Annotated in this window: 12 protein-coding genes; 8 read left to right on the top strand and 4 right to left on the bottom strand. The window is 69.2% G+C overall.

Features of this window, described 5'->3' with window-relative positions; genetic code table 11:
• Entirely contained in the window at positions 1-1,020 is a 1,020-nt protein-coding gene (locus tag I7X12_RS10685; RefSeq protein WP_198060071.1) for an ABC transporter permease, read from the bottom strand.
• Between the two features lie 154 nt (positions 1,021-1,174).
• On the bottom strand, positions 1,175-3,148 hold the full coding sequence (locus I7X12_RS10680) for an ABC transporter substrate-binding protein (RefSeq protein WP_198060070.1): 1,974 nt from the start codon (positions 3,146-3,148) through the stop codon (positions 1,175-1,177).
• A 146-nt stretch (positions 3,149-3,294) separates the two neighbouring features.
• Here I7X12_RS10680 and I7X12_RS10675 point away from each other — a divergent pair, with 146 nt between their 5' ends.
• From I7X12_RS10675 to I7X12_RS10640, 8 genes are all read left to right on the top strand, one after another.
• The gene (locus I7X12_RS10675; protein ID WP_198060069.1) at positions 3,295-3,777 is read left to right on the top strand and encodes a DUF7529 family protein; all 483 of its coding nucleotides are present in this window, start codon (positions 3,295-3,297) and stop codon (positions 3,775-3,777) included.
• The gene (locus I7X12_RS10670; RefSeq protein ID WP_198060068.1) at positions 3,774-4,826 is read left to right on the top strand and encodes a metallophosphoesterase family protein; all 1,053 of its coding nucleotides are present in this window, start codon (positions 3,774-3,776) and stop codon (positions 4,824-4,826) included. Before I7X12_RS10675 ends, I7X12_RS10670 begins: the two co-directional genes overlap by 4 nt.
• Before the next feature lie 245 nt (positions 4,827-5,071).
• Entirely contained in the window at positions 5,072-6,298 is a 1,227-nt protein-coding gene (locus I7X12_RS10665; RefSeq protein WP_198060067.1) for a PstS family phosphate ABC transporter substrate-binding protein, read from the top strand.
• A gap of 32 nt (positions 6,299-6,330) precedes the next feature.
• Positions 6,331-7,464, top strand: a complete 1,134-nt coding sequence (pstC, locus tag I7X12_RS10660; RefSeq protein ID WP_232342789.1) for a phosphate ABC transporter permease subunit PstC — start codon at positions 6,331-6,333, stop codon at positions 7,462-7,464.
• Positions 7,464-9,113, top strand: a complete 1,650-nt coding sequence (pstA, locus tag I7X12_RS10655; RefSeq protein WP_198060066.1) for a phosphate ABC transporter permease PstA — start codon at positions 7,464-7,466, stop codon at positions 9,111-9,113. The genes pstC and pstA overlap by 1 nt, the downstream gene beginning before the upstream one ends.
• Positions 9,106-10,008, top strand: a complete 903-nt coding sequence (gene pstB / locus I7X12_RS10650) for a phosphate ABC transporter ATP-binding protein PstB (protein ID WP_198060065.1) — start codon at positions 9,106-9,108, stop codon at positions 10,006-10,008. The genes pstA and pstB overlap by 8 nt, the downstream gene beginning before the upstream one ends.
• A 5-nt stretch (positions 10,009-10,013) precedes the next feature.
• Positions 10,014-10,685 (top strand): phosphate signaling complex protein PhoU, encoded by a 672-nt coding sequence (phoU, locus tag I7X12_RS10645; protein ID WP_198063848.1) that lies wholly within the window; start codon positions 10,014-10,016, stop codon positions 10,683-10,685.
• Positions 10,685-11,713: an AbrB/MazE/SpoVT family DNA-binding domain-containing protein gene (locus I7X12_RS10640; RefSeq protein ID WP_198060064.1), complete on the top strand. Its 1,029-nt coding sequence runs from the start codon at positions 10,685-10,687 to the stop codon at positions 11,711-11,713. The genes phoU and I7X12_RS10640 overlap by 1 nt, the downstream gene beginning before the upstream one ends.
• 120 nt (positions 11,714-11,833) lie before the next feature.
• On the opposite strand, the gene I7X12_RS10635 is transcribed toward I7X12_RS10640, so the two are convergent.
• Together I7X12_RS10635 and I7X12_RS10630 are read right to left on the bottom strand one after the other, a co-directional pair.
• The gene (locus I7X12_RS10635) at positions 11,834-12,934 is read right to left on the bottom strand and encodes a hypothetical protein (protein WP_198060063.1); all 1,101 of its coding nucleotides are present in this window, start codon (positions 12,932-12,934) and stop codon (positions 11,834-11,836) included.
• A gap of 130 nt (positions 12,935-13,064) precedes the next feature.
• Positions 13,065-14,867, bottom strand: coding sequence for a sensor histidine kinase (locus I7X12_RS10630; protein WP_198060062.1), 1,803 nt, complete (start codon positions 14,865-14,867; stop codon positions 13,065-13,067).
• Positions 14,868-15,105 lie beyond the last annotated feature (238 nt).

The following is a 15,105-nucleotide window of genomic DNA, read 5'->3' as shown; positions in this document are numbered from 1 at the left end:
TCAGGCGCCCTCCAGTCCGACCCGGGGGTCGATGATCGTGTACAGCAGGTCCTGTACCAGGTTGATGCCGACGATGATGAGGATGAAGACGTACATGAGTGTGCCGACCAGCGGCAGGTCGCCCTGGATGGCCGCCCGGAAGAACAGCCAGCCGATGCCGTTGATGCCGAAGACGGTCTCGACGAGGACCGACCCGCCGATCAGCAGGAACGCCTCGCTGGTGATGATCGGCACCAGCGGCACCAGTGCGTTGCGCAGGACGTGTTTCCAGACGAGGGCGCGGTCGGAGACGCCCTTCGCCTTCGCCATGTCGACGAAGTCCTCGTTGCGCACTTCGAGGACGGCCGTCCGCCCGATCCGCATCTCGTTGCCCATCGACGCCGACCCGAGTACCAGCGCCGCGGGTAACACCTTCTTGGTCGCCGCGAGGAAGCCGTCGACGGTCCCGATGCGGGACATGTCCGGGCTCCCGGAGATGGCGTCGATGGGGACGAGAAAGTTCTGCCAGCTGACCCCGACCAGCCCCTGGAGGCTGCCCAAAAGCGCGAGCAGCATGATAGCCAGCCAGAAGTTCGGCATGGCGCGCCAGACGATACCGCCGAACGACGCGAGGTAGTCGGCGGCCGTGTTCGAGCGCATCCCCGCGTAAAAGCCCAGCGGCACGCCGATCAGGACGGCGATGAGCACCGACCAGAAGCCGAGCCACAGCGTCCGCGGCAGGAAATCGAGGATCAGCGCGTTGACCGACGACCCCTGGTAGAGCAGGAACGTCTGGCCCAGGTCGAAGGTGAGCAAGTTGGTCATGTACTCGACGTAGTGCTCCAGCGGCGGCGTGTCGAGCCCGAGCTGCTCCTGGGCAGCCCGGTAGGCGGCGGGATTTCTGGTCTGGCCCTGGCTGAGCAGCCTGGTCGCGGGGTCGATAGGACCCATGAAGACGATGAACCACGTCATCGTCGTGCCGAGCCAGACGACCGGGACCGCGAGCAGGAACCGCTTGACGACGTACGTCAGCCTGCTCACCCGCGGTCACCCCCGCGGGTCGCTCGCCGTCGTCGCTGTTCTCGGTGACTGGGCCCCGAACCCGTCTCGCGCTGTCGCAGATACATGTGAACTATCGAAATCTGTCGCGTCGAAGCCGCCAGTCGGCCGGGACTCGACGCCCGGCCGACCCGCGTCACTCGTCGAGCGTGACCTGGTCGAACGTCTGGTTCTCCATGACGCCGTACATCTCGACGTCGACGGAGTCGTGCCACAGGCGCTGGCTGGTGGGGTGCAGGAAGGGCAGTTCCTGAACGGACGCCCAGTTGATCTCCTCGACGGTCTGGAACGCCTCGTTGTGGTCTTCCTGGGTGGTCCCTTCGGCGGCGTAGTTCTCGTCCCAGGCCTCGCGGGCGATCCCGCGGTACTCCTCGCTGTAGTAGCTGTCCTCGGCGCCCCAGCGAGTGAACTGCGTGCTCGGGTTCGAGCCGTGGAGGAATCGCAGGAAGTTCTGCGGGCCGGGGTACTCCATGCCGTCGCCGAGGCCGAACACCTCCATCGAGCCGGAGATGGCCTGGCTGATGATCGTCCCGAAGCTCGCCTCGGTGATCTCCATGTCGATGTACGCGGAGTTGAGCTTCGGCTGGAGGCGCGTGAACACCTGGCGGTAGCCGTCGTCGCCGGAGATAGTCGTCGCCGTGATCGAAAAGCGGTTGTCCGGACCGTAGCCCGCCTCCTCCATGACCGCGCGGGCCTCGTCGAGGAGCGTCTCGCCGTAGCCGTAGGGGTAGCCGTCGGCGCCGAACTCCGTGTTGGAGTTGGCCCCGCTCTCGGCGTGGGCGTCGTAGGACGCCTCGCCGGACTGGCCGTCCTCGAAGGTGGGGTACGGCGCGGGCGGCGTGATGTGGTAGGCCGGTTTGCCGGTGCCCTTGTAGACGCTCTCGGCGATGTCGTGCTGGTTCATCGCGTAGGCGAACGCCCGCCGGACCGGCAGGGGGACGTTCAGCGTGTTGAAGACGATGTACTCGGTGGTCAGCGCGGGGATCTCGCCGTAGTTGACCGTCGTCCCGTTCCCGAAGGAGTAGGTGCCGACCGAGCGGTTGCCGTTGCGCTCCTCGATGGAGACGTTGTCGGGGTTGAACGACGCGGTCGGCAGCGACTCGATGATGTGGGCGCTCCCGTTGCGGAAGCGGTTGAGGCGGGTCTGGCCGTCGGAGACGACGGTGTAGGTGATCCCGTCGAGCTCGGGGCCCTCGCCGTAGTAGTCGTCGAACGCCGACAGCTGGATCTGGCTGCCCTTCGTCCAGGAGTCGACCTGGAAGGGGCCCAGCCCGGCGTAGGTCGGACCGTCGCCTTCCGTGCTGAAGAACTCGTTGTAGCTGTACTCGCCGTCGTAACTCTCGACGTCGCCGACCGCGTTGGCCGGCAGGATCGCGAACGCGCCGCCGGAGATCTGGAAGAGCGTGTACTGGAACGGCGAGGCGAGCGTCATCTCGAAGGTGTAGTCGTCGACCGCCTCGACCGCCAGCGACCCGGGGACGATGTCGTCGGCCGTCGCCTCGCCCGAGGGGGTCGTCAGGGCGGCGTCCCGTTCGTGCTGGATGCGCATCGTCTCGCCGATGATGTCGTCCTGGTTGCGCGAGTTCTCGGACTCGGCGAGCCGGCGGAACGAATAGACCACGTCCTCGGCGGTCAGCTCCGACCCGTCGTGGAAGGTCACGCCCTGCTTGAGGTCGAAGGTGTAGGTCAGCCCGTCTTCCGACAGCTCGTAGCCCTCGGCCAGCGCCGGTTCCGGGGGGTACTGCCCGTTCCGGAACTCCATGAGCGAGCGACCGTACTGGTCGTAGCCCGCGCCCGACCCCTTCGCGTTGATGGGGTCCAGCGTCTGGATGTTCCCGGTCGCCATCATGTCGAGGACGCCGCCGGCGGACCCGCCCGAGGTCTCCTCGGAGTCGTCGTCCGACTCGCCGTCGCCGCCGGAGCCGTCCGACCCGTCACCGCCGTCGGAGCCGTCCGACCCGCTGGAGCCGTCACCCGAACCGTCCTCGTTCGAACCGTCACCCGAACCGTCGGTCGGCGCCGACGTGTCGCTTCCACAGCCGGCCAGCAGGGACGCGGCACCCGCGCCCGCCGCAGTGAGGAACCGACGCCGAGTCTGTTTTTCTGGCATCGGTAGGATTGTTTTATCGAGCAATTAAGTAGGTTTTGACTCGTAATACGTTTAGATACGGGTCAGAATTATAGGTATATTCATCAATATAGTCTATTTATCCATACGTTCGTAACACCCATACGCCAGCAGTGAGAGGCACAGGTATGTCGGTCGATACGGACGGCGAGACGTCTCCCTGGGGACGGACAGTACGGGAAGCCAACGAGATGGCCGAGGAGCTGCGGACGGACGGCTGGGAGGTCGTCGTCGTCCGCGCGGGCCACGTCGCCCCGCTCGCGCCCGGCGCGGGCGAGACCGACCGCTCCGGGCTGGTGTATCTCGCCCCGGACGGCGTGGGAGAGTCGCTCCCCGCGGTCGCCGAGCGCGGCGAGTTCGGGCAGTCGGCGGCGTTTCGGCGCCGGGTCGGCACGGATCTATTCCTGGTGACGCGCGTGAGCGACCCCGAGCGCCGACTGGCCGTCCTGCTGGTCGGCGGGGTCGACCTCGGACAACCGGCGGCGGCCGACCTCGCCGCCGCGGCCCGCGAGCGGGGGCGGCTCCACTCGCACGTCGAACTCCTCGACGGCACGCATCTGGCTACGTTCGGGCACGACCACCCCGAGGACTTCCTGCCGGAGGACCCGTGAGCCGGCCGACCGGTCCCGGCGGGCCCGGGACGATACTGGCGCGACTGGCGCGGCCGGCCGGCGAGCCGACGCGGATCGCGGTCGTCGCCGACCCGCACGTCGCGACCAGAGCGGAAGGCACCTCGAAGCTGTTCGAGCGGACGCGCCCGCACTTCGAGGCCGCCCTCGCCGATATCGCCGAGCGCGACGTGGACGCGGTGCTCTCGCCGGGCGACCTGACCAAGGACGGCGAGCCCTGGAACTACGAGGCGGTCGACGAGAGCCTCGCTGACCTCGACGCTCCCTTCCACGCCGTCCCCGGCAACCACGACGTGCCGAAGGAGCGCGACGAACACGAGACGCCCACGCTCGGACGGTTCGTCGAGCGCTACACGCCCGAGGACCCGGTCGCTCGCGGGCCGGACGGACTCTCCTACCGCGTTCGGGTGGGCGACCTCGACGTGGTCGGACTCAACAGCGCGGGAACGGCCGAGCGCCTGACCGACAGCCACGAGGGACACGTCGACGCCGACCAGCGCGAGTGGCTGGCCGACCAGCTCTCGCACGCGGGGACTGCCATCGTGTTGATCCATCACAACCTCCCCGCGGTGACCGACCAGCTCGACGCCCACCGCGCGGCCGTCGAGCCCGAGCTGGCTGATATCCCGGCGATGCGCGATCCCGAGCCGCTCGTCGAGACGCTCGCCAGCGGCGACGTGCCCCTCGTCCTCAGCGGCCACTACCACCTCCCGACGACGGCGGTTTCGGGCGGCTCGTCGGACGACGGTTCCGACGGCGTCCCCGCGAGCGGTGCGAGCGAGAGGTCGTCGGAGCAGCGCTCTGACGGTGTTCGCGAGATCGCGGCGCCGACGACCTGTTCGTTCCCGCAGTCGTACCTCCTCTGTGACGTGACGCCCGACGGGACGACCGTCAGACTGGTGCCCGTCGCCGACAGCGTCGGGCTGGAGACCGCTCACGCACGCCGCGCGGCCGATTCGGCGACCGCACGCGGCCTGACCGGGATCGCCGCCGCCCGCCTCGCCGCCGCTCCGCTGGTCGACGAGCGGTGATACGGATTATCGCGAGCGCTTAGCGGGTCGACCGTGCGAGTGCGCGCGTTCGACCCCGGACTGTCTCACAATACTCCGTATGAGACCGCCGCTGTCTCCCGATAAACGCCGAACTATATATCGCTACGTACCGACCCCTGCAGACTATTCTCACACCCACTGGATCGTACCGCTCAGAGGGGTCTCGTACCAGGTGGTACCCCTATTATAAACCCGTTTACTTAGGTCCCGACTCGACTGAAGTGATGACGCGAGATTCGGAGCGTCCGGCGGACAGGGTATCACGACGCAAGTTCCTGCTGACATCCGGTGCCATCGGTGCGGCGGGGCTGGCGGGCTGTTCGAGCGGTGGGGACGAGGACACGGCGACGCCGGAGCCGGAGAACGACGACGGCGGCTCGTCCGACGGGTCCTCGGACGGGTCCGACGGGTCGTCGAGCGACGAGGGGACGGGCGGCGACGCCTCCAGCAGCGGATCGAACGAGCCGTCGCTGCTGACCGGCGAGGGCTCCTCAACGGTCTACCCGATCGCGAACAAGGGCGCCTCCTACTGGAACGGGAACGCCCCGCCGAGCGACGGCGAGTACTGGGGCGCCAACGACTCGGGCTCGGTCCCCGGCTGGTCGGAGATCGAGACGGACATGCACCTCGCGGACTACTTCGCGACCCAGTACGGCTTCGAGGCGACCGAGACGCGTTCGAGCCCGCCCTACCGCGCGACCATCGGCCTGAGCCACTCGGGGACCGGCTGTGAGGCGGTCACGAACGGCCTCGTCGACATCGGCAACTCCTCGGGCCCGATCACGGCCGAGCTCGACTGGAGCGAGGAGAAGCGCGACGAGGAGGTCGTCGACCACGTCCTCGGCCGCGACGGCCAGCCGATCGTCGTGAGTCAGGACATCTACGACGCCGGGATCGACCAGCTCACCGCCGAGCAGGTCCGCAAGATCTACCAGGACGAGATCACCAACTGGTCGGAGATCGGCGGCCCCGACCAGGAGATCTTCTGCATCGGCCGCGCGGTCGGGTCGGGCACGGACACCTCCTTCCGGCTGAACATGCTCGGCGACGCCGAGGCCGAGATGCCGGGCGTCGACACCCGCCAGGGCCAGAACCAGGGCGTCGCCCAGCTCGTCCGCCAGAACGAGGGCGCCATCGCGTACATGGCGCTGGCCTTCACCGGCGACGCCGTCCGCCCCATCGCGCTGGAGTTCGACGGCACGGTCTACGAGACCAGCAAGGACGCCGAGAACACCATCTTCGACAGCGCCTACCCGCTCAACCGTGACCTGCACATGTACACGCAGATCACCGAGGACACCCCGAGCGGCACGGACATGCGTGAGGGCGCGTTCATGCGGATGTTCCTGACGCAGTTCGGCCAGCAGGTGTTCGTCGAGGACAACAACTACATCCCGCTGCCGACCGCCGACCTCGAAGCCGAACTCGGGAAGCTCCCCGACACCGCCTGAGCCGAGCGGCCGCGCGGCTTTCTTTCGATACCATGGCAACAAACCAACAGAGAGACCCCGACGGATGGCAGTCCCGACTGGCGTCTCGGCTCGCTCGGTTCCGGGAGTTCGTACAGGACACTGAAAACGACGCGGTAGCTGCGGGTGCGATCGGCGCGCTGTCGCTGGTGAGCGCGTTCGTCGGCTTCCTCGCGACCTCGCCGTACACCTCGCTGTTCGCCCTCGGCTTCCTGATGGCGGTGACGTACGGGTGGCTGCGCCACCAGGAGCTGGCCGCCCGCGGCGTCACGCTCGCGATGACGGTCTCGACGGTGGTCATCCTCGCGCTGATCACCTTCTTCATCTTCTACGAGGCGTGGCCGATCCTCCAGGACGAGAGCGGTACGGTGTTCGGGATCTGGGTGCCCGGACTGGAGATGTTCACCACGACCGCCTGGACGCCCGCGCAGGCGGACAAGCAGTACTCGATGCTCCCGATGATCCAGGGGACGGTGCTGGTGACGGTCATCGCGACCGTCGTCGCCGGCCCGCTCGGCGTCGCGGCCGCCCTGTTCATCTCGGAGATCGCCCCCGGGCCGGTCCGCGAAGTGGTCAAGCCCGGCGTCGAGATCCTCGCCGGTATCCCCTCGATCGTCTACGGCTTCCTCGGGTTCACGGTGCTGAGCCCCTGGGCATCCGACGCCTTTAGCCTGGTCGGCCAGGGGACGTACCTGTTCGTCGGTATCGTCGTCGGCCTGATGGCGCTGCCGACGGTCGTCTCGGTCGCCGAGGACGCCATCAACAGCGTCCCCGAGTCGATGAAAAGCGGCTCGCTCGCCCTCGGGACGACCGACTGGCAGACGATGACGACGGTCACCATCCCGACCGCCTTCTCCGGCGTCTCCGCCGCCGTCCTGCTCGGCGTCGGTCGCGCCATCGGCGAGACGATGGCCGCGACCGTCATGCTGCGCAACACGCCGACGGTCGCCGAGCCGCTGTACAACGTCTTTTACGGCTTCGAGACGCTCACGAGCCTCATCGCGGCCAACTACGGCTCCTCCAGCGGGTTCCAGAAGGACGCGCTGTTCGTCGCCGGCTGCATCCTCTTCGTCACCGTCCTCTTCCTCAGCATCGGCTCGCAGCTGATCGAACGTCGCATGGACCGGAAGGTCGGGGGTGTCGAGTGATGGCGGGCGCCACCGAGTCGTCGGTCGTCCGCGGCGACACCTCGACCTACGAGACGGTCGCCGCGCTGACCGTCGGCCTGGCCGCCGTCCTCTTTTTCCTCGGACTGGCGGCCACCGTCGAACTCGTCTCGATCACCGGGACGCTCGTCGGCCTGCCGACGCTGACCACGCTGGGCCTGCTGCTGGTCCTGATGGGCGTCGCGGTGGGCGGGTTCGGCCTGATCTCCTACCGGGGAATCTTCCCGACCGACCCCCGCGCGAGCGCCGGGCTCGTCGCCGCGGGCCTGTTCGCGGGCCTGTGGGGGCTGATCGGCGCGCTCGTCGCCGCCGAGACGCTCGGGCTCGGCCTCCTCGGCGGGCTGGCCGGCGGACTGCTTGTCGGCGGCGCCGCGTTCTTCGCGACAGCCCTCCCCCGGGAGGACGTCGGCTCGACGCTGCCGGCCGGCGCGCTGGCGATCCTGTTCGGGCTGATCTTCCTGCTCGGCATCGTCGGCCCCGAGTGGTCGTGGTCGCCGGCGAACTTCCCGGACGCACAGGCCGTCACGTTCTTCGCGCGGACGGTCGCGCCGTTCGCGGTCATGTCGTCGTCGCTGGTCGTCGGCTGGGCGGCCGCCAAAGCCTACGGCGGCTTCGGCGCCCGCGGCCGCCACCTCGGCGCGTACCTGCTCGTCTATCTCAACGCGATGGCGATCATCGCGATCCTGATCGCGCTGGTCGCCTTCGTCGTCTTCAAGGGCTTCGGCCCGGTCACCGAGGGCATCGCGGTCGGCCTCGGCGTCGGCCCGGCCACGACCATCGGCCTGCTCGGATTCAGCTTCGACGTCGCCTGGCCGGTGTACTGGCCGTTCCTGATGAACGGCGCGTCCCTGTTCACCGACATCACGGGCGTCTTCCCGGCCATCGTCGGGACCGCCTGGCTCGTGATCGGCGCGGTCGTCCTGTCGGTGCCGCTGGGCGTCGGCGCGGCCATCTTCCTCACGGAGTACGCCGAACAGGGCCGATTCACCAACGTCGTCGAGGTCGCCACGAACGCGCTGTGGTCGACGCCGAGCATCGTGTTCGGCCTGTTCGGCGCCGCGTTCCTGGTGCCGCGGTTCACTCCCCAGCCCCAGAAGTCACTGCTGTCGGGGATGATCACTCTCGGGTTCATGCTGCTGCCGCTGGTGGTCATCACGGCCCGCGAGGCGATGATCGCGGTGCCCGACGAGTACCGCGACGCCAGCGCGGCGCTGGGCGTCTCGAAGTGGCAGACGATCCGCAGCGTCGTCCTCCCAGCGGCGATGCCGGGCGTCGTCACCGGCGTCATCCTCGGCGTCGGCCGCATCGCCGGCGAGACGGCCCCGCTGTTGCTGACGATGGGCGGCGGGTCGTTCGTCCCCGCCGGCCAGCGGGCGAAGGTGCTGAACAGCTTCCAGCTGTCGCTGTCGCCGCCGTTCGTCACCAATCCCGAACTCACGCAGGCGACGACGGCGCTGCCCTACCAGCTGTACCAGGTGGTGCTGACCGGCACCGGCCAGACCGCCGGTGTCAACGACATCACCGCCTTCGGCTGGGGGACCGCCCTGGTCCTGCTGGGCGTCGTCCTCGCGTTCTACGCGGTCGGTATCGCCACGCGACAGTACTTCCGGAGCAAACTGACCTATGAGTGAGACAGAACCACAGGCCGAGAGCACAGCGCGCTCGTCGGAGACGACGACGGGCGAGACCGACGAGCGGATCCGCGAGGAGTGGAGCGACTACTCCTTCGAGGGCGAGGCGAAGCTCAGCGTCGAGGATCTGGACGTCCACTACGGCGACGACCACGCGCTGAAGGGCGTCTCGATGGACATCCCCGAGGAGAGCGTCACCGCGCTCATCGGCCCCTCCGGCTGTGGCAAGTCGACGTATCTGCGCTGCCTCAACCGCATGAACGATCGGATCAAGGCCGCCACCATCGACGGCTCCGTGCAGCTCGACGGCGAGGAGATCTACCAGGACGGCGTCGACCTCGTGGAACTTCGCAAGGAGGTCGGCATGGTGTTCCAGGCACCCAACCCGTTTCCCAAATCGATCCGCGACAACATCACCTACGGCCCGCGCAAGCACGGCGATCTGGACACGGGGCTGCTCGCGCGGCTCACCGGCCGCGACGACAGCGAGGACGCCGACGAACTCGTCCACCGGGCGCTCGAACAGGCGGCCATCTGGGACGAGGTCGAAGACCGGCTGGACGACAACGCGATGGGCCTGTCGGGCGGCCAGCAACAGCGGCTCTGTATCGCTCGCTGTCTGGCGGTCGACCCCGACGTGATCCTCATGGACGAGCCCGCCTCCGCGCTGGATCCGGTCGCTACCTCGAAGATCGAGGACCTCATCGAGGAGCTGGCGAAGGACTACACGGTCGTCGTCGTCACGCACAACATGCAGCAGGCGGCGCGTATCTCCGACCAGACGGCCGTCTTCCTGACCGGCGGCGAGCTGGTCGAGTACGACGACACCGAGAAGATCTTCGAGAACCCCGAGAGCCAGCGCGTCGAGGACTACGTCACCGGGAAGTTCGGGTGATCGCAGTGACGCGCGAGGGGTACCAGGCGGCGCTCGACGACCTGCGGACCGACGTCTGCGCGCTGGGCGACGACGTGCTCGCGCAGCTCGATGACGGGTTGACCGCGCTGACGAAGGGCGACGACGGCCTCGCCGAGGACGTGATCGACGGCGACGCGGCGATCAACGACCGGTATCTCGACCTGGAGGGCGACTGCGTCGACCTGCTCGCGCTCCAGCAGCCCGTCGCCTCCGACCTGCGGTTCGTCGCCGCCTCGTTCAAGATCCTGACGGACCTGGAACGCGTTGGCGACCTGGCGACCAACCTCGGCCGCTACGCGCTGGCGGCCGAGCGGCCGGCCGACGAGGTGGACGTGCAGGCCATCGGCGCCGACGCTCGCGACCAGGTGTCCGCGGCGCTGGACGCCTACGAAACGGGTGACGCCGACGGCTGTCGCGCGGTCGCCGCTCGCGACGACGAGCTCGACGCCCACTGCCAGCGCGCCAGCGAGCGGGTCGTTCGCGACCTCCTCGAAGGCGAGGCCGGCGAGGACTCGTGGGCGGTCGAGCGGGTACTGGACGACGTGTCTCGGCTGCTGTTGACGATCCGGGACCTCGAACGCGTCGGCGACCACGGGGTCAACGTCGCCGCGCGGACGCTGTACATGATCGAGACGGACCCCGAGTTGCTGTACTGATGCAGACGCGCAAACTCCAACAGGTCGGCGGCGGCACGTACACGGTGTCGATCCCCAAAGAGTGGGCGAACGACCACCAGCTCGAGGCGGGCATGGAGCTGTACCTGGCCACCCACGGCGACGACTCGATCGTCCTCCGGGCCGCCGAGAAGGACGTCGACGAGCTGGCGGCGGCGACGGTCGTCGTCGACGGCGACGAGCCCGCCCTGGTCCGCCGTGCGCTTCAGGCCGCCCACGCCGTCGGCTTCGAGACGGTCACGCTCGAACCGGTCGAGTCGTTCACCGACGAGCAGCGCCGGGCCGCCCGCTCGGTCGTCCGCAACCTCGTCGGGACCGACCTGCTGGTCACCAACGAGACGGAGATCACCGTCCAGCACCTCCTCGACGCCGCGAACGTCTCCGTCCGCCAGTCGGTCGTCCAGCTGCAGTTCACGGCGCTGTCGATCCACCGATCCGCGACGGACGCACTGGTCGCCGCCGACGCCGACGCTTACGAGCGGCTCCGCGGGCGCGCCGACGAGGCCGATCGACTCTTTCGGATGGTCGCCCGCCACCTCTCGCGGTCGCTCGTCTCGCTGGAGGAGATCGACCGCCTCGGGCTCACCCGCCCGACGCTGTTCGACTACTACGTCACCGCCCGTCAGCTCGAAGGGGTCGCCCGCCGGGGCGTCGGCGTCGCCCGCGCCGCTCGCCGGCTCCCCGAATCGCTCCCCGACCCCGTGGCCGAGAACGTACGCGACGCGGCCGAAGCCGCCCGAACCGTCGTCGACGACGCGACGACGGCCGTGCTCGACGACGCCGACGAGGACCTGACCGCGATCGCGCTCGGCGGCCACGAGCGGGCCGTCGCCGAAATCGAGGCGGTCGACGCGGCGCTGTTCGACGAGGCGACAGCGCCCTTCGACGGCTCGACCGCCGCGACCGTCGCGCTGGCGCGCGCGCTCGACCACCTCACCCGCACCGCCGACCGCGGCGCCGCCGTCGCCGACGTCGCTGCCCGCGCCGCGATCCGCGACCGAAACGTCTGAGCCCTCGAACCGCCCGGACACGCTGCCGTCTATCGACCGACTCGTTTTCCGCCGCGCTCGATGGTGAAATCCCGAGAGAACAGTGACGACCCGACCGGCCAGCGGCGACTCGACTGCCCGCTACGCGCCCGACCCGAAGTCGCCGCGATGCTCGTCGAGGACCGAGCCCACGGCGGCCCAGTCGACCGGTGGCTCGCAGTCGTCCAGCTCCGACTCGGCGGCCGCGATCCGGTCGCCGAAGCGGTCGGTCCACTCGGGCTCGGCGACCGCGTCGAGGCGCTCGCCCAGCTCCGCGTGTCGGCCGTCGAGGTCGTCGAGGCGGCCGGCCAGGTCGTCCAGACCGCCCTCCTCGACTGGGTCGGCGTCCTCGCGGTCGGCCCAGGTCCGCAGGTCGGCGAGTTCGGCCCGAAGGTCGGCGACGGAGAGACCCGTCGCCCGGTGACTGAGCGTCGCGTCGAACCAGACCCGGGCAGGGTCGTCGACTGCGTTCCGGTCGGCGGTACCGTCGCCATCGGCTGCCTCGACCGCGTCGACGGCGCTCGCCAGGTCGTCGAGCGAGGTCGCGAGCGCGTCGAGATCGTCGCCGAGTTCGCGGACGCGGACGGCGTGACTGTCGAGCCACCGCTCGAAGTCCTCCAGTTCGAACTGGAGTTCGTCGGCGGTTCGCTGGACGTCGCGGGCCCGTTCGTCGACCCGACGGAGCCCGTCGGCGACGGCGAACCGTGCGGCCGGGTCCTCGCGGTCGTCGACGACCGCCTGGAGGTCCTCGCCGAGGGTGGCGGCGCGGTCCTCGACGGCCGCCACTTCGGTCTCGAAGCCGTCCAGTCGGGCCCCGACCGTCGGGAGGTCGGGTGCCGACTCGGCGGCCTCGCGAGCGTCGTCGAGCGCGATGGTCGCGAGTTCCACCCGCGTCTCCGCAGTCGTGAGCACCTTGGAGGTCAGTTTCAGTGACTCTCGGAGTCCCTCACGGCTGACGACCCCGTCGTCGGCGGCGAACGACAGCGCGGCCCGGACGGTCTCGGGATCGCGGGCGGGCTCGCGGGCGCGAACGCGCTCGACGGCGTCCTCGATCGCGAGTCCGTCGAGCGTCTCGCCGTCCGACCGATCGTCCGAGGCGTCGGCCTCGCGGTCGGGTGCGCCGGCCCTCTCCCCGGTCACGTCGGTTGCGTCGCTCCCTGTCCCGTCCGCCGTCGTGTCGGTGTCGGTCGTGCTGTCGTGCATAGTAGCGGTCGACGCGCCGAACTCCGACGGTTCGGCCGCATCAGATACCCGCTGCTACCGGAGCGGCGGATAAGACGATAACTAAGTTCGCTACGTGGATCGGGTTAGCGATGGGGAGAGCTATAGAGTACTATGTACGCTCGGCGGCCGGTGCGGGGTCGGGGACGTCTCCGTCGAAGCCGCCGGGGCCGTCGGGGAGGCGGACGGTGACGACGGTCCCGCAGTCGGTGTCGAACGCGAGGGTGCCACCGAGCGAGTCGACGCTCCACTGGACGACCCAGAGGCCGATACCGGTGGCGTGTTCGAGTTGTGTCTCGGTACCGGCGTCGAGCGGCGCCAGTTCCCCCTCGGGGATGCCGGGGCCGTCGTCGGCGACGGTCACCCGGAGTTCGCCGTCGTCGACGGTCGCCGTGACGGAGACGGTCGCGTCGTCGACGTGGTCCACTGCGTTCTCGACGAGGTTGGCGACGACGATACGCAGCAGTTCCGGGTCGGTTGCCGGGGCCGCATCGCCGTCGGCGCTCACGTCGATGTCGACGGCACCCTCGCGGTAGTCGGCGACCGCCTCGGCCAGGACGCCGTCGAGGTCGACCGCTCGATAGCGCGGGCCGTCGCGGCGACACTGCTCGAAGGTGCGGGCTTTCTCGCCGATGTCGATGAGTTCGCGAGCGCTGCTGTCGATGATGCCCGCGATATCGGTCAGCCGTTCGTCGTCGCTGCGGTCGGCGATGAGTTCGGCGTTGCCGGCGACGGCGGTCATCTTGTTGCGGAGGTTGTGCCGGAGGACGCGGTTGAGCACGTCGAGGCGTTGCTCGCGGCGCCGCTCGCGGGTCACGTCCTGGAAGACGAGCGTCGTCCCGACGCTCGTGCCTTTCGGGTCGGTTAGCGTCGACTGCGAGACGAGAAACTGTCGGCGTCGGCCGCCCGAGCGGACCATAACGAGGTCGTCGGCCTCGCCGGGCCCGTCACCGGTCGGCACGTTCGGGCTGGACCCGACGGCTCCGCCGTCGGCCCGGATACCGGAGGTGTCACTGCCGGGGGCCGACTCGACGCCGACGTCGACCAGCGACGAGATCGGGGTCCCGAGCAAGGTCGTTCCGTCGCGACCGGCCTCTAGCAGCGGGTCGGCGGCGTCGTTGTAGTCGACGACGCGAGCGTCGGGGTCGAGCACGAGCACGGGCGTCCCGATGTCGTCGATTGCGGTGCGGTCGGCGGCTCGGCGGGTCGTCGGGTTCGTCTCGAACATGCCGCTGCCGACGAAGGCGTAAGCGTCCAGCAGGACGTGCGGGACGAACAGGACCGCGACGAACGCGAGCGAGGGGTCCGGCCCCAGGCCGAGCGCCCACATCACCACCCCGATCGTGGGTGTGACGGTACTGAGCGCGACGGCAGCGGCCTCTCGCCGGTACAGCGGCCCGTAACTCATCACGGTGTCGACCAGCAGGGCCACCGCCACGCCCGCAGTCCCCGTGCCGAGGGCGAACGCGAACATCCCCCAGGGTTCGAGCGCGTAGCTCACCGTGACGACCGGCGCCGTCGGGTCCAGCCGGAAGTTCCGGACGACCACGTCGTTGACCGGCGCCGTGGCGACGACGATCGAGGTCAGCGCCGCGACCGGCACCATCGTCCACCCGTCGAACAGTCCGCTCCGACCGGTGTACTCCAGGGCGAACGCCAGGAACAGTGGCCCGACCCACGCCAGTGCCGCCCACGTCAGCGACTCCATGAAGAATCGGGCCTCCGGGTCGCCGACGGTCAGTGACACGCCCGCGAGCAGGCAGAACAGGCTCTGGGCGACCAGCGTCGCGACGAGCCAGTCGGCACCCGGCTTGCCGAGGTGGCGCCACAGGTACGCGACCAGCGCGACCGTTCCACCCGCCGCCGCCAGCGACCCGACCGCCAGCCACGACGACAGTGCAGCGACTCCGCTCACACTCTCCGTAGCGCCCCGTCCGGTGAGAAGCTGGTGCCTAACTGGATAGGTATCGATCGGCACCAGGGCCGCCAGCAGGTATTAGTCAGTCGGCTGTGAAGCGGTCGGGCGATGGCAACGACCGGATCGACTCGCGCGAGCGTCGGCGCTGTCGTGGTGATCGGGCGATGAGCGCGCGCGACGGTGCGGACGAGTCCGTGCCCGTGTGGTGGATAGTCACTTTCGTGGTCCTCGCGCT

Source organism: Halosimplex litoreum, from assembly GCF_016065055.1.
Taxonomy (GTDB): Archaea; Halobacteriota; Halobacteria; order Halobacteriales; family Haloarculaceae; genus Halosimplex; species Halosimplex litoreum.
The sequence above is the reverse complement of the archived record's forward strand: the minus strand, read 5'-3'. Positions and strand labels throughout refer to the sequence as shown.